Genomic DNA, 14,640 nt, shown 5'->3' with positions numbered 1-14,640 from the left:
CAATGTCTCACTATCAACGCTTTGCAAAAATCTATGATGAATTGATGCAAGACATTCCCTATGAACTCTACTCCAAACGTATTGCCGAATTTCTGGGACCTCAGATGAGCCGGACGGTTGTAGAATTAGGATGTGGAACAGGGAATTTACTTGAAAAACTGATGTCCTATCCTTATCAGATAGAAGGGGTCGATATTTCAGAAGAAATGTTAAGTATTGCTTCTACTAAATTCACAGAAAAGAAGCACCATATTCCACTTACATGCATGGATATACGAGATTTTGATTATCCAAAGCAGGTGGATGCATTTATTCTAGCGGTAGACGTTGTGAATTATTTACTGGAGGAAGACGAAATTGCTTCACTTTTTGAAACCCTCTATCAGTTTTTAAATGAGGACGGATGTGTCGTGTTTGACAGTCATACTCTCCAAAAAATGGCGTCATTACATGAAGGCAGCCCGTATACATTTGAAAATGAAAATCTTGCCTACATTTGGTACGCAGAAAAAAACCAACAACATGATATGGTAGAGTCAGACTTAACTTTTTTCGTGAAGAATGAGGACGATCGCCTCTTCCATCGATTTCATGAGACACATATTCAGCGAGGTTACTCGACTGAATTTCTAACCAATGTGCTGCTTGCCGTTGGGTTTAAAATAGAGACTGTCGTTACCTCACTAGAGACAATGACTTTCGAAGAAAACGCAGAGAGGGTATATTTCTTCGCAAGAAAATAAACTCTTTGCAACTTGCACCATATTCGATATAGTTAAAGGAACTCCATTGATCCCAATCAGTAAGGAGTTTCTGCAACTATGCAAGAAATGAAAAGCTTATGGAAAGAAAAGAAAGTACTTCTTCTTCTATTTCTTTCACCTACAGTCGTTTTACTCCTCTATATTTTCACTTCTTTTTCCCCAAAAGAAGAAATTATTCCTGATAATTCGTTTCCATCAATTTCATCCGAAGTTCCAGATGGTCTTACAACCATCAACGAAATGGCAGAAGATTCAACACCACACACTAGCTTAATGGTCGACATTAAAGGACAAGTTCTTTCCCCTGGCGTTTATGAATTAGCTGAAGGCAAACGTATTCAAGATGCCATTTTGCTAGCAGGTGATGTGACAGTGGAAGCGGACTTAACTCAAGTGAATTTAGCTCAACTTGTGAAAGACGAAATGATTATTTATGTTCCAGTTATAGGAGAACAACCCATTTTAACGCTACCATTCGTCTCTACTTCTTCAAAACAAGACGGTGCTGTACCGATTAATTCAGCGACAAGTGCTGATTTTGACCAATTACCTGGAATAGGTCCTTCAAAAGCGGATGCCATTGTTCAATATAGAGAAGAAAATGGCCCATTCAAAACGCTAGATGAGTTGAAAGAAGTACCTGGAATCGGAGATGTCACATTTGCGAAATTTGAAGAACGTCTATCGCTTAAATAAGAAAATAGTCAATTGACGGAGTCGTTGTAAACCCCTAAACTGAATAAAAAGTGGAGGGGGAAAACATAAATGGAACGTATATCTTGGGAACAATTCTTTTTAGCTCAAAGTCATCTGCTTTCACTTCGAAGCACATGTACTCGACTAGCAGTTGGAGCGACGATCGTTCGAGATAATCGAATTATGGCTGCTGGGTACAATGGCTCTATCTCTGGTGGAGAGCACTGTATAGATCATGGATGTTATGTGATGGACAACCATTGCGTTCGAACTATTCATGCAGAAATGAATGCCATTTTACAATGTGCTAAATATGGTGTATCCACACAAGATGCGGAAATGTATGTGACCCATTTTCCGTGTTTACCATGTACGAAATCAATTATTCAGGCTGGTATTAAAAAATTAATCTATGCAAACAACTACCGAAATAACGAGTATGCAATGGAACTTTTAGAAAAAGCAGGTGTGGATATGATTCACATACCTTTTGAAGAAAAACATTTAACTTTAAGTAGGTGATGATACGAGCCATAAAATCCTCATGTCACATTGGCTATTATTCGTTGCAGTAGGAGCTTGTATTTCTGCTGCAACTCTTGTTCTGTCTCCATTTTTTCTACTCGCACATCTATTTTTGGTGGTCATTTTTTGGAAAAGAAGATATTCTGTTGCTGCAACTATTTTGTATCTTGTGATTTCATGTACCATTCTTGTTCGTGTCCATTACGTGCAACCAAATTCGAATAAGGTGTTTCATAATGGAGTGATGGAATGGACAGACACGTATAAAATTAACGGCAACACTTTATCTGGTGTCATCCTAGACAACTCCGGTACTAGATGGCAAGCAACCTACCAAATTCCCAAAGAAGTAGATAAGATCCGTTTTGAAAATGAACCGCTAGTTGGTGTCTTAGTTCAAATTGAGGCGATTCAAGTAATTCCTAAACAAAGAGTTCATCGCTATGCTTATGATGAAAAAGCATACTTTGCACAAGAATCTATTACTGGGAAAATTTCTATTGAAACGATGTACGAAGTTGGCTACTCGAACACATTTCTAAATAAATGGTCAACGTATCGATTTACTGTAGGAAAACATATCGACCGTACGTTTCCATCCCCTTGGAACGAAGAAGCCAAAGCTTTATTAATTGGTTGGAAATCATCTATGGATGATAAAGATCGTGCGACGTACCAAACGTTAGGGTTATCCCATTTGTTTGCGATTTCTGGGCTTCACGTATCCTTATTAGCCTGGGGATTATACGGAATGCTGATCCGGTTCGGTATAAGGAAGCGAAAAGCGCTGTATACCTTGTTAGTTTGTTTGCCCCTTTATGCGTTACTAGCTGGTGGCTCTTCGTCAGTATGGCGTTCTGTGCTAATGGCGGGTGCGGCGATAATGTTTATCCTAAAGAAAAAAAGAAATGCTATTTCCATTGCTTTTTCGCTTAGCATGATTGTTCTGTTGTTTGTGAAACCCGCATTCATTCTTTCAGTTGGCTTTCAGTTATCCTATTTAGCTACTTTTGCGCTTATATATTCTCAAACGTTCTTTTCTCGACTCACTTCGTTTTGGCAAACTTCCCTAATGATTACATTTCTCTCCCAACTCATGACACTTCCCGTCTTGCTATTTCATTTCTTTCAAGTTTCCATTTCTTCTTTTCTGATGAACATTCTATTTGTTCCTTTGTTTACGCTTGTTATCTTGCCATTAAATTTGCTCTTTTTTGTGTTAAGTTATTTGCCATCAGGAATATTTGTCGGAATCATGAAGGTTTATTCTCCAATTCGTCAGATTATACAAGAGTGCATGTATTTTGCAGCCTCTATTCCGTATCAAACGTGGAATCCTGGAAAACCTAGCTTAATATGGATAGTGATCCTGTATATTTGCATTTTATATGCGTTAGCGGTGATGGAAAGACAGGAATCTATTCGAAAAATACTGGCGATTCTTCTAATTCCACTTATCTTATTTCATCTTTCCCCTTTGGTTAATCGTTCCATAGAAGTGACATTTTTAGATGTTGGTCAAGGAGACAGCATTTTTATCCAACTTCCTCATGGAAGAAAGGCAATTCTTATTGATACTGGGGGATTTTCTTCCTATACGTCAAATGAAAGCTGGAAACAAAAAGATCAAACGTTCGCAATTGGAAAAGATGTTGTGGCGAAATATTTACAAGGAAAAGGCATCTCAAAAGTAGAAAAAGTGATCGCAACTCACGCGGATGCAGACCATATTGAAGGATTAGACGATTTTTTACAATTGATTGATAGTAAAGAATTAGTTATCAGTCCTGGAACTCAAAATGAACCTGAGATGAAAAAGGCAATTGAGATCAGTAATAAAAGGAAAATCCCAGTACGTGAAAAATATGCAGGGGAGGGGTTCGCACTACAAGGTGTTCAATTTCGCTATCTATCTCCATTTGAAGGCAACTACGAAGGGAATGATGATTCATTAGTAGTGCTAATGGAAGGTTTTCAACGAAAAGTTCTTTTTACAGGAGACTTAGAAGAACGAGGTGAAAAGAAATTAATAGAACATACATTACTTTCTCATGTGGATATTTTAAAAGTAGGGCATCATGGGAGCAAAACTTCTTCTTCGAAAAAGTTTATGGAAACGATTTCTCCAACCTATAGTATTATTTCGGTATCTGCAACCAATCGATACGGACATCCACATCCTCTCGTACTTGCTCAATTAGAAGCGGTTGGAAGTGAAATTCTTCTGACAAAAGATATAGGATCCATTACGTTCTTTATTCATCCTTCTGGTAGGCTGGAACGTATGAACGAATAAAAGAAGGAAGATAGAAAAAAGGGACTAGCAATTAAGCTAGCCCCTTTTTGATTATTACGATCCGATATAGTCAATAACAGTCGCAATGATGAAAATCAGTGCAAAGAAACCAAAGGAAACTCCAAATCCAATTCCTGAATCGATGACATCGTTTCGTTTAGTTTGAACATTTTTTTCAAATTCGTTCATTGCTACCCCTCCTAATTCTTTATTATTATAAAATAATCATTTTAAAAAATCCATCTTCTGTCGAAGAATTTATCTTATTTCCTCAGCATGACACAAATTGTTCATGAACGCACGTTTCTTTTGTATAATAAAAAGAATAGTGGAGGGTTATTATGCTGTCAAAAGAATGGAAACAAATAGAGGCGGGAAATATATCGCCAGTATACTTATTAATCGGTACTGAACAATATTTAATCGACGAAACGATTCATCGTCTAGAAAAGGCATTACAATTGCAAGACGGAGAAGAAAAGACTATTTTTGATCTTCAAGAAACGCCAGTAGAAGCATTAGTGGAAGAATCTAATACAGTGCCTTTCTTTGCGGATAAAAAGCTCATTATTGGGAAGAATGCGACATTTTTAAAAGCTTCTGATAAAACAAAGGAAAAAGTAAGTCATCAGTTAGACTACTTGGACGAATGGTTGGACAATCCTTCTCCAACTTCTATCACTGTATTTGTAGCACCATATGAAAAATTAGATGAACGCAAAAAAGTGACCAAAAAAATGAAGCAAACTGCAAATGTCCTGGAAGTAAAACCTCTTCAATCAAATGATGTCTCTGTTTGGATAAAAAATGAAGTCGGAAAGCACGGTAAAGCAATTGAAGATGAGGCAATTCAAGTCTTAGTGGAAACGTTAGGAACGAATCTACTACAACTTTCTGGTGAAATTGAAAAACTATCCACTTTCCTTGGGGAAGAGAAGACAATTACAGCATTAATTGTGGAGAATTTATTAACGAGAACATTAGAGCAAGACGTATTTCAATTATTAAATGCTTATTTTAAAGGAAATAAAACGAAGGCGATTCAAATATATCATGACTTGTTAAGGCAGAAAGAGGAGCCGATCATGATTAATGCGTTACTCGCATCTCAAGTAAGATTGCAGTTAAATGTACTTTATCTACAAAACAAAGGATATCCTGTGACCCAAATCGCTAAACAATTAAAAGTAAATCCATATCGAGTTAAATTGATTGTGGAAAGCAAGCCGCAAATGTCGGAGAAAAAATTGTTAGTAGCGATGAATAGGTTAGCAGATAATGATTTAGAATTAAAAACTTCCTCCTTAAAACGAGAACGTATTTTGGAGTTATTTTTATTAAAAGATTAATATCTCAAAAAGAACACAAAAAAAACAGCGCACCGACAAAATTGTTGGTGCGCTGTTTTACTAAGTTCAGCTGATCTTAGTAAATCTTAAGCTTTTTTCATTAAGCGAGCTTTTTTACGAGACGCTGTGTTTTTATGGATTAAGCCTTTAGAAGCTGCTTTATCTAATTGTTGGATAGCAGATTTTAAAAGATCCTGTGCGTTTTCCTCTTTGTTAAGAACAGCTGTTTCAGCTTTCTTCACAGCAGTACGCATAGTTGATTTCGTTTGTGAATTTTGAGCGTTTGCTTTCTCATTTGTTTTCACACGTTTAATCGCAGATTTAATGTTTGGCATACCTTTCACCTCCTAAATAAGGTCCGAGATGATTACTTCAGAAACGTTTATTAATCATACATCAGTCATTATTCTAGCAAACGAAATAATAAAAAGCAATAGAGATGCGGAAAGAATATTTACTTGACACCTTGGAAATAATAATTGGGAGGTGAATGTAGTGACAAATTGGAACGCTTATACAGACTTAATCGATGAAACGATTGATGGAATACGACTTGTGAACGCTGGGGAGAAACGAACCGTCCAAGATTTAAAAGGTATTCACTATGATGAGATAAAAACAGGAAGAGTAAAGGTTGTACGAATGAATGTGTCTCCCGATGCAGCCAGAAAAATTGGCAAATCGCCTGGAGAGTATATCACGATCACGATTCCTACACTGTATGTGGATGACGATCAAGGATGGGCAGAATTTGAACAATCCATGGAGAAAGAGTGGTCACAACTACTTCAATCAGAAAAGATAACAGACGCCAGAAAAATGCTTATTATTGGTCTTGGAAACAAGCGAATCACCCCTGATTCTATTGGGCCAGCAACAATTCAAACGCTGCAAGAGCATTATTTAGGTTCTTCACAGGAGAAAAAAGAGATCTATTTATATGCCCCAGGAGTGACAGCACAATCTGGATTGGAAACAAGTGATTTTATTTCCTTGTTAGCGAATGAATTGAAGGTGGATGTCATTGTTGTAATAGACGCATTAGCAGCAAAAAGTCATGAACGTCTTTGCCGAACTGTTCAGTTTACAACTAGCGGAATTCACCCAGGCTCAGGTATAGGGAACAAACGAAAAGAGATATCAGCTCGAACGATGGGTTGTCCAGTCATAGCTATAGGAGTTCCTACCGTTGTCGATGCTCCCGTAATCGTTGCAGAATCGATAGAGAATTTAGTCGACGCGTTTCAAGATGTCTATGAAAATGAACAAAGTCCATCCAAGAAATTGGCAGGTGTTCGGCACGGAAAGGTAACCATTGCAGAAAGAAATCTATCATTACTTACACCATTGTTTGGCAAGTGGATGGAATGGAGCCCTTCCGATCGATTACAACTAATGAAAGAGCTATTGCCACTTCGTGATCAACAACTATTTGTTTCACCAAAGGAAATGGACGCTTGGTTATGTCGATATCAGAAATCGCTTTCTCGTCTATTACTCCAGTGGCTAAAGTGAGTGAATAGTTCTAGCTATTATCTCCTCTGCGTAAGGTAGTAAGAGGGGGTGCATTATATGAAAAAATTAAAGCTAGTTGGGTATCTCTATTTGGTACTTTTATTAACACCAATAGCAATCGGAAAATTTTTTCCAACATCGTTACCATCATCGGAACCCATCACACCTAATTATACACCGGTAGCCTATGCGGCAAATTGGGAGCAAGCAAAACAACTTGAATCCAGTGAAAAGCAGGCGGATATCTTATTACTATTTACACATTCACATGAATCCTACATTCCCATTGTCCAGTCAAAGTCAGGAAAAAAAATGGTGTATGATGCGACTACCAATATCACTAAGCTAAGTGATATGATCGCTTTTCAATTTGGTATTCGTCAATTACATGTGGACACACTTCCTGTTGATAATATGCTTGAAATGAAAAAACGCGGTGTGTTAATGAGGAGCGCATACGAAAATATCCGACCAATATTACAAGATGTTATAAGAGAAAAACCCTATGATCTTATCATTGATTTGCATCGAGATTCCACGAAACATGACTTGTCTACCATAGAAGTGGATTCGAATTCATTCGCAAAAATTGCCTTCATTGTAGGAGCTGAAAATAAAAACTTCCGGAAAAATCACGAAATAAGCACCCAACTTTCCAATCGATTAGAGACAATGATTCCCGGTATATCAAGGGGAGTTATTTCGAAATCCGGAGATAATGTTGACGGGGTATACAACCAAGATTTGTCTGAAAACATGGTGCTGATAGAAATAGGTGGAATTGAAAGTACAGAAGAAGAAATTAATCGTACAATATCTGTATTAGCACAAGCAATTGCAGATTGGAGGAGTTCTCCTTTCCAACAATCATTGATGTATTGAGTGTTCACTGCTATAATTCATACTAGTTTAATTAGGAGTGGACACACATATGAATAAGGAAGAAAGAAATAAGCGACAACAAAATATTCGAAACTTTTCTATAATTGCTCACATAGACCACGGAAAGTCGACGCTTGCTGACCGTATTTTAGAACAAACAAAAGCCTTAACTTCACGTGAGATGAAAGCACAATTGCTTGATTCCATGGATTTAGAGCGGGAAAGAGGAATTACCATCAAGCTGAATGCCGTTCAGCTAAGTTACACAGCAAAAGATGGTGAAACGTATACCTTTCACTTAATTGACACGCCTGGACATGTCGATTTCACCTATGAAGTTTCTCGTAGTCTTGCAGCTTGTGAAGGTGCGATATTAGTTGTGGATGCTGCGCAGGGAATTGAAGCGCAAACGCTAGCAAATGTTTACTTAGCGCTAGATAATGAACTTGAAATATTGCCAGTCATTAACAAAATAGATCTTCCTGCTGCAGATCCCGAACGTGTTCGAGGGGAAATTGAAGATGTGATTGGTTTGGATGCTTCAGAAGCAGTTCTTGCATCTGCAAAAGCGGGTATTGGGATTGAGGAAATTTTAGAACAAATCGTGGAAAAAGTTCCTGCACCAACTGGAGATCCAGAAGCACCACTTAAAGCGTTAATTTTTGACTCTTTGTACGATCCATATCGCGGAGTGGTAGCATATATTCGTGTTATGGAAGGTACAGTTCGTCCAGGGGATAAAATCCGCATGATGGCTACAGGAAAAGAATTTGAAGTAATTGAAGCAGGGGTGTTTACTCCGAAAGCAACGCTTCGTGAAGAATTGACAGTTGGAGATGTTGGCTTTTTAACTGCTGCAATTAAAAATGTTGGAGATACTCGTGTAGGGGATACCATTACACATGTTGCTAAACCAGCGAGTGAAGCACTTCCAGGTTATCGCCGATTAAATCCGATGGTATTCTGTGGATTATATCCAATTGAATCTTCTCGATATAACGATTTACGTGAAGCACTTGAAAAACTAGAACTTAACGATGCTGCACTTCAATTTGAAGCTGAGACATCTCAAGCTTTAGGTTTCGGTTTCCGTTGTGGGTTCTTAGGATTATTGCATATGGAAATCATTCAAGAACGTATCGAACGTGAATTTAACATTGATCTAATTACAACAGCACCAAGTGTAATTTATGAGGTACATCTTTCCGACGGCTCTTCTATGCTTGTGGACAACCCTTCCGTGATGCCAGACCCGCAAAAGATTGACCACGTAGAAGAGCCGTATGTGAAGGCAACTATTATGGTGCCGAATGATTATGTTGGCGCCGTGATGGAACTTTGTCAAAAGAAACGTGGAAACTTCTTAACGATGGATTACTTAGATAATTCTCGAGTTAGCATTATTTATGAAATTCCACTTTCTGAAATAGTTTATGACTTCTTCGATCAGTTAAAATCTAGCACAAAAGGATATGCTTCTTTTGATTATGAGCTCATTGGGTATCGTACATCTAAATTAGTTAAAATGGATATTCTCCTGAATGCAGAGCAAGTAGATGCGCTAAGCTTCATCGTTCATCGTGATTTTGCATATGAACGCGGAAAAGTGATTGTGGAGAAGTTAAAAAAATTAATACCAAGGCAGCAATTTGAAGTGCCAATTCAAGCAGCAATTGGGCAAAAAATTATTGCTCGTTCCACTATTAGTGCGATGCGCAAAAATGTACTGGCAAAATGTTACGGTGGAGATATTTCTCGAAAACGTAAATTATTAGACAAACAAAAAGAAGGTAAAAAACGGATGAAGCAAGTCGGATCCGTTGAAGTACCGCAAGAAGCGTTTATGGCAGTACTAAAAATGGACGAGGAGTAAAAGCATTGGTATTACTGTAATTTTAGAGAATATAAAGGGTGGAATCACGTGCTTTTGCCACCATGTTTCCACCTAGATTATAAACTCTTAAAAAGTGAGTCTAATGTATCTGCTGCTCGTCTAGTCATTTTTTCTGTTAAATGAGTGTACGTGTCTTGTGTAATGGATGAACGACTATGCCCAAGCATGCTTTGCACAGTTTTTGTTTCCACTCCATTTTCGATAAGCGTAGTAGCTAAAGTATGTCTAAGTGAATGGTAATTAAAGTCGATTCCCAATTCTTCTTTGATGAATCTTCTGGTAATCCATTTAATAACGTTAGGGGTATATGATTCACCATTTTCTTTTTTACAAACAAAATCATATTGAGAATCTTTTGCGTAGTGTTCGCCATACCGCAACTGGTTCTCTTTTTGTTTAGTTCGTTCTTTCTTCAAAATTTCTAGCAATGAATCACTTACTGCTATTTCACGATAACTGGCTTTGCTTTTTGGACTACTGACAACAAACAATGCTTTGTTTTTGCCATCTTTTGTTTGGTAGTATTCTTTCGTCATTTGTTGTTCGATAGTTACAGTACCTTCTCGAAAATCTATATGTTTCCATTCCAACCCGCATAATTCGCCCACACGTACACCACAGAAGTATCCAATCATAAAAGGTATATAGAATGCGTGTCCTTCCTTAATGTTCGAAAAAAGCACCTTTAAATCGTTTTCAGTGAGTATTTTTAGTTTTTCTTTAGTTGGTTTTCGCTCTTGGCTCATAATCAGTTCCACATATTGCATTGGAGTCTCGTTTATAAATTTGTACGGGTAAACTGCTTGCCTTAAAGATTTAGTTAAAATTCCTTTTATTATTGAAACAGTTTTATAACTATATCCTTCTCTGATTTTGTTATTAAGGAATTCTTGCAATACATGTGGTGTTAGTGATCGCAATTTATATTTGCCTAGTACAGGTAAGACGTGTTTCTTAATGGTGATTCGGTAGTTCTCAACGGAGTTAGGCTTTAGCTTCATTTCTACATATTCCCTCATCCAAAAAGCGAAGAAATCTTCTACAGTAATTTCTGTAGGTGTAAATACATGACCAGCATTTTCATATTCTCGTATTTTATCACGCAATATCCTTTCTGCTTCACTTTTAGAAGTAGCTCCTTTTGCAACTCGTTCTAATCGTTTTCTTTTTCCATTTACATAACCCAAATCGAAATAGTAATACCAGCTATTTCCTCGCTTTCTGATTCCGCCTTTCATATTTACCTCTCCCTTCGATGTGAAAATAGGCGAGTTTCCTCGCCTTTAATTTTAATCCTTGGCCAAAGATTAAATATCTAAAGTAATACGCACTGCTCTACCTACTATGTCTGCAGGGTTATCGTGAGTAACAACGATTGTGTCATAATCCTTATTATCGGGAATCAATAACATTATGTTTCCTTGGCGTTTAACTCTTTTAAGTGTAACTTCTCCACTTTCCCTAAAACGGACTGCAGCAACTTGTCCATCATCAACTGTTGTTTGTTTTTTAATAATGACATGACTACCATTTGAAATAGTCGGCATCATTGAGTCGCCAATAGCTTCAAGTGCAAACAGATCACCAGCTGGTAGACCCTCTGCTAATTCATACCGATAACCCTCAATATTTTCTTCTGAGTCAATTGGTTCTCCACAAGGAATTCTTCCTACCTTGGGAATTTTAATGAGTCGTGGTTTGATTTCTTTAAAGTTCACTCTTAAATCTTTTTCCATCAAATCCGATAAAGTAACTCCAAATATTTTTGCTATATCTGAAATTGTCCCAGATTTAGGAGTGTAAGTTCCTTTTTCCCATTCGCTCACTGAGGAAGAACTTTTCCTCCCTAAGAGGTTTGCTAATTCTATTTGTTCCATACCGCGCCTTAAACGAAGATATTTTAAATTGTCGGCAAAAAAGTTACTCATTTTACCCACTCCTTTCTTACAATTTAATATACCACCATTTCATAATAAGTGAAATATAAATATAAAATAATTTTCTGTTTATCTGAAATAAAATGCTTGACTTCGGATTATCTGAATTATATGATAAAGTCAGAACTTGTCGAAAGGGGTGAAAAAATGGAACTCAAACAAAAAGAAAAAGTAAATGTTCTTCGTGCAAGATTGAATATTACTCAAGTAGAGTTAGCTAAAAAGGCTGGAATATCAGCTAGGTCAATTCACTTGTTTGAAAAAGATGTTGCTTATTTACGTAAGGCAAAATATGAAACTTTGCAGAAGTTAGCTAGTGCACTTGAAAGTGAAGTCGATGATATTTTTTTAGGTTAGATTTCAGAAAAACCGAAACAGGAGGGAGAGCATGCACCAACTATTAGATGTTACAGAAGTAGCAAAAATTCTTAAGGTGAATCGTAATAAAGTGTACGACTTGATTAAACATGGTCACTTAAGAGCACTAAAACTTGGTCGATTAAAAGTATCCACTATCGAATTGGAAGATTTCATGATTCGCAACTCCGGAAAGGATTTGTCGGATTTTGAAAACGTGAAAGAGCTGGAGGTAGTCTAATGAACGGTTCGAAGAAAGTCATCGAAATAAGAACAAGTGAGATAGCATCGAAGCTACGCAAGCTAAATGATCGTGAGCAAAGGCAGTTCTCAGCATTATTAAATTGTCTTCTAGCAAACAAAGAAGAGTCAATCCGATTCTTAGATACTTTTGAAGATGCATTAGACTACTCAACAAAAGAAAAGTCCCCACAGGTTGCTGGAACAACCACTGAGGAAAATAGGTTAGGTCAATTATGTAAATCAATTGATGAATTTGAGACTGCTGACGGAAGAAAGAAAACAGGAGTGCTTTCTTTTAACCCTCTAGATCCTAATTAAATATCAAGGTTTGTTAACAACTATAAAAATAATGACACTAGGAGGAATAGGGCATGGAAACACCAAGTGAATACGCGGGGTTATCTCGTGAAGATGTTCTTAAAGCATTAGCTGAGTGGATTGTTAGTGTGTCGTTGAAAAAAGAACAAGCAACTCCAGAAGAGATTCAGGCTCTTCCAAAAGTTGCTCATGTGTACTTAGAAAATTACTCGATCACTCAAATTAACAAATTATCTGAAGAATTCGAACCAGAGACTTCTGAAGGTAAATGCCACGGCGAATTAGCAAGTCCTGGAACTAAATAAACATATTTTTATTCATATACTCCCACATATCACGCTTAAGAACACCATATTTGTTGTTTTTAACTTCAATTACTAGCCATTTATCGTCAGCGTCAACTTTCGCCTTAATGGCATTTGATATTTCTTGTGCAGACAAGTAGGACTCGATTAAAAATACAGAAGCAAGCGGTCTACACCAAACTCCGGTGGAACAAGACTTAATTGCTTCGGCTACACCGTCATAATTTTTATCTTTGTCCATTAGATCGTAAGAGATTAAGTAAGTAGTCATGTTAACACCTCCCCTCTACATGAGATAGGGAAATTATACCAAAGAAAAGAGGTAGAAGAATGAATCAATTACAAAACGTATTCCAGTTTCAAAACAACGAATTACGCACACTGCAACAAGGTGAAGAAATCTGGTTTGCTGCAACTGATGTTTGCGAAGTCCTTGAAATTAAAAATGTTACTCAAGCGTTGCAACGACTAGATGAAGATGAACGGTCTATGTTCAACATAGGGCGTCAAGGTGACACAAATTTCGTAAATGAATCAGGACTTTACAGTTTGGTTTTAGGAAGTCGTAAGCAAGAGGCAAAAGATTTTAAGCGGTGGATCACGAAGGAAGTCATTCCCTCTATTCGAAAAACGGGCTCCTATCAACAGAAACAATTAACTCCTGCCGAGTACGCATTGCTCCAAGCACAGAACATGGTGGAAATGGAGAAAAAGTTAAACGAACAAGAAGGTCGTATCGGAAAAATTGAAACAGAACAACACAACATTAACGAGATTATTGGCTTATCGGTTGTCGAGTGGCGCAAGAAAATCACTGGAATATTAAATCGAATTGCTCAAGCGCAGGGCGGTTACGACATGTTCAAAGAGATTCGCAATGAAAGCTACAAAATTCTTGAAGATCGCGCGAAGTGTAAGTTAAGTATTCGAGTGACGAACAAGCAAAAAAGTAATGGCACTTAATGGAGTCGCTAAGTCTACTGTAAACAAAGTTTCTAAACTAGATGCGATTGCAGATGATTCACGTTTAACCGAAATCTATCTAGCTATCGTGAAAGAATTGGCCGTTAAATACCGAGTGAATGTGGAGAACATCTCATGATGAAAAGAATTGAGAACTACTTATTTGTAGAACCGCTGTCCAAAACAGAGAGACGTTTTTTCCTGATCGCAGCTATCATTCTTGTATTAATCTTGTACAGCCAAATCTCCATTTTTATCGAGAATTTATGAGAGTAATAATGTCAGAAAAAACAGTTCGAATAGCACCAATTAAGAAGTTGCCAAACAATGAGTTCATCGTACATTTCCAACGACACTTTGAACCTGTTGTCGGTGAATTGGAACTTCGATTAACGCAGAAGGAATTAAAAGAAATGCTCGATTTTCAACGAGAATATTGTAAGCACTGGGGTTATCGTCTAGTGGTTGATTTTACTAGGTTAGAGGACGAATCGAAACAAATCCTTGAGAGGGGGTGAGAAAGTGGAACAGGAGTATTACTTATGGGAAGCGCACTTTGAGGATGGCTTTAACAAAACAATCGAGCTTGTGTACAC

At 37.3% G+C, this 14,640-nt stretch carries 20 protein-coding genes and 1 pseudogene; 16 read left to right on the top strand and 5 right to left on the bottom strand.

What is annotated here, in order from left to right; genetic code table 11:
- The first annotated feature begins 2 nt into the window (after positions 1 to 2).
- The 4 genes and pseudogenes from D3873_RS07200 (at position 3) to D3873_RS07185 (ending at position 4,281) form a co-directional block, all read left to right on the top strand.
- Positions 3 to 743 (top strand): class I SAM-dependent DNA methyltransferase, encoded by a 741-nt coding sequence (locus D3873_RS07200; RefSeq protein ID WP_162920163.1) that lies wholly within the window; start codon positions 3 to 5, stop codon positions 741 to 743.
- Between the two features lie 78 nt (positions 744 to 821).
- On the top strand, positions 822 to 1,460 hold the full coding sequence (locus D3873_RS07195; RefSeq protein ID WP_119883424.1) for a helix-hairpin-helix domain-containing protein: 639 nt from the start codon (positions 822 to 824) through the stop codon (positions 1,458 to 1,460).
- 69 nt (positions 1,461 to 1,529) lie between these two features.
- Positions 1,530 to 1,967: pseudogene (locus D3873_RS07190) on the top strand (ComE operon protein 2); the annotation flags it as partial.
- 37 nt (positions 1,968 to 2,004) lie between these two features.
- Entirely contained in the window at positions 2,005 to 4,281 is a 2,277-nt protein-coding gene (locus D3873_RS07185; RefSeq protein ID WP_119883422.1) for a DNA internalization-related competence protein ComEC/Rec2, read from the top strand.
- A gap of 54 nt (positions 4,282 to 4,335) precedes the next feature.
- On the opposite strand, the gene D3873_RS07180 is transcribed toward D3873_RS07185, so the two are convergent.
- The gene (locus D3873_RS07180) at positions 4,336 to 4,470 is read right to left on the bottom strand and encodes a YqzM family protein (protein ID WP_119883421.1); all 135 of its coding nucleotides are present in this window, start codon (positions 4,468 to 4,470) and stop codon (positions 4,336 to 4,338) included.
- A 152-nt stretch (positions 4,471 to 4,622) separates the two neighbouring features.
- On the opposite strand from D3873_RS07180, the gene holA reads away from it, so the two are divergent.
- A complete protein-coding gene (holA, locus tag D3873_RS07175; RefSeq protein WP_119883420.1) occupies positions 4,623 to 5,630 on the top strand; it encodes a DNA polymerase III subunit delta in 1,008 nt (335 codons plus the stop codon).
- A gap of 86 nt (positions 5,631 to 5,716) precedes the next feature.
- On the opposite strand, the gene rpsT is transcribed toward holA, so the two are convergent.
- Complete coding sequence (gene rpsT, locus D3873_RS07170) at positions 5,717 to 5,965, bottom strand: 30S ribosomal protein S20 (RefSeq protein ID WP_119883419.1); 249 nt, start codon at positions 5,963 to 5,965, stop codon at positions 5,717 to 5,719.
- A gap of 160 nt (positions 5,966 to 6,125) precedes the next feature.
- Here rpsT and gpr point away from each other — a divergent pair, with 160 nt between their 5' ends.
- The 3 genes from gpr to lepA are packed head-to-tail and all read left to right on the top strand — an operon-like array spanning position 6,126 to position 9,900.
- Entirely contained in the window at positions 6,126 to 7,145 is a 1,020-nt protein-coding gene (gene gpr / locus D3873_RS07165; protein WP_162920162.1) for a GPR endopeptidase, read from the top strand.
- Positions 7,146 to 7,202: 57 nt separating this feature from the next.
- Positions 7,203 to 8,027, top strand: a complete 825-nt coding sequence (gene spoIIP / locus D3873_RS07160; protein ID WP_119883417.1) for a stage II sporulation protein P — start codon at positions 7,203 to 7,205, stop codon at positions 8,025 to 8,027.
- 49 nt (positions 8,028 to 8,076) lie between these two features.
- Complete coding sequence (gene lepA, locus D3873_RS07155; RefSeq protein ID WP_119883416.1) at positions 8,077 to 9,900, top strand: translation elongation factor 4; 1,824 nt, start codon at positions 8,077 to 8,079, stop codon at positions 9,898 to 9,900.
- A gap of 77 nt (positions 9,901 to 9,977) precedes the next feature.
- On the opposite strand, the gene D3873_RS07150 is transcribed toward lepA, so the two are convergent.
- Both D3873_RS07150 and D3873_RS07145 read right to left on the bottom strand, forming a co-directional pair.
- Entirely contained in the window at positions 9,978 to 11,159 is a 1,182-nt protein-coding gene (locus D3873_RS07150) for a tyrosine-type recombinase/integrase (RefSeq protein ID WP_119883415.1), read from the bottom strand.
- A 69-nt stretch (positions 11,160 to 11,228) separates the two neighbouring features.
- Positions 11,229 to 11,849 (bottom strand): LexA family protein, encoded by a 621-nt coding sequence (locus D3873_RS07145; RefSeq protein ID WP_119883414.1) that lies wholly within the window; start codon positions 11,847 to 11,849, stop codon positions 11,229 to 11,231.
- A gap of 156 nt (positions 11,850 to 12,005) precedes the next feature.
- Between D3873_RS07145 and D3873_RS07140 the strand changes: the two genes are divergently transcribed.
- Genes D3873_RS07140 through D3873_RS07125 form a run of 4 tightly spaced genes read left to right on the top strand, consistent with a single transcriptional unit; the run spans position 12,006 to position 13,081 of the window.
- Positions 12,006 to 12,215: a helix-turn-helix transcriptional regulator gene (locus tag D3873_RS07140; protein WP_119883413.1), complete on the top strand. Its 210-nt coding sequence runs from the start codon at positions 12,006 to 12,008 to the stop codon at positions 12,213 to 12,215.
- 31 nt (positions 12,216 to 12,246) lie between these two features.
- Entirely contained in the window at positions 12,247 to 12,456 is a 210-nt protein-coding gene (locus D3873_RS07135) for a helix-turn-helix domain-containing protein (protein WP_119883412.1), read from the top strand.
- Positions 12,456 to 12,776, top strand: coding sequence for a hypothetical protein (locus tag D3873_RS07130; RefSeq protein ID WP_119883411.1), 321 nt, complete (start codon positions 12,456 to 12,458; stop codon positions 12,774 to 12,776). The genes D3873_RS07135 and D3873_RS07130 overlap by 1 nt, the downstream gene beginning before the upstream one ends.
- Positions 12,777 to 12,829: 53 nt before the next feature.
- On the top strand, positions 12,830 to 13,081 hold the full coding sequence (locus tag D3873_RS07125; RefSeq protein ID WP_119883410.1) for a hypothetical protein: 252 nt from the start codon (positions 12,830 to 12,832) through the stop codon (positions 13,079 to 13,081).
- Here the strand turns inward: D3873_RS07125 and D3873_RS07120 are convergent.
- Complete coding sequence (locus D3873_RS07120) at positions 13,074 to 13,352, bottom strand: hypothetical protein (RefSeq protein ID WP_119883409.1); 279 nt, start codon at positions 13,350 to 13,352, stop codon at positions 13,074 to 13,076. The genes D3873_RS07125 and D3873_RS07120 overlap by 8 nt on opposite strands.
- 59 nt (positions 13,353 to 13,411) lie before the next feature.
- On the opposite strand from D3873_RS07120, the gene D3873_RS07115 reads away from it, so the two are divergent.
- The 4 genes from D3873_RS07115 to D3873_RS07110 are packed head-to-tail and all read left to right on the top strand — an operon-like array spanning position 13,412 to position 14,562.
- Positions 13,412 to 14,044 (top strand): BRO-N domain-containing protein, encoded by a 633-nt coding sequence (locus D3873_RS07115; RefSeq protein ID WP_119883408.1) that lies wholly within the window; start codon positions 13,412 to 13,414, stop codon positions 14,042 to 14,044.
- Entirely contained in the window at positions 14,034 to 14,183 is a 150-nt protein-coding gene (locus D3873_RS13380) for a hypothetical protein (RefSeq protein WP_162920161.1), read from the top strand. The genes D3873_RS07115 and D3873_RS13380 overlap by 11 nt, the downstream gene beginning before the upstream one ends.
- Complete coding sequence (locus D3873_RS13630) at positions 14,180 to 14,314, top strand: hypothetical protein (RefSeq protein WP_274379948.1); 135 nt, start codon at positions 14,180 to 14,182, stop codon at positions 14,312 to 14,314. Before D3873_RS13380 ends, D3873_RS13630 begins: the two co-directional genes overlap by 4 nt.
- Before the next feature lie 8 nt (positions 14,315 to 14,322).
- The gene (locus D3873_RS07110; protein WP_119883407.1) at positions 14,323 to 14,562 is read left to right on the top strand and encodes a hypothetical protein; all 240 of its coding nucleotides are present in this window, start codon (positions 14,323 to 14,325) and stop codon (positions 14,560 to 14,562) included.
- Positions 14,563 to 14,640 lie beyond the last annotated feature (78 nt).

Origin of the sequence: Paenisporosarcina cavernae (assembly GCF_003595195.1) — a bacterium.
GTDB lineage: Bacteria > Bacillota > Bacilli > Bacillales_A > Planococcaceae > Paenisporosarcina > Paenisporosarcina cavernae.
This window is presented reverse-complemented; position numbering and strand designations above follow the sequence as displayed.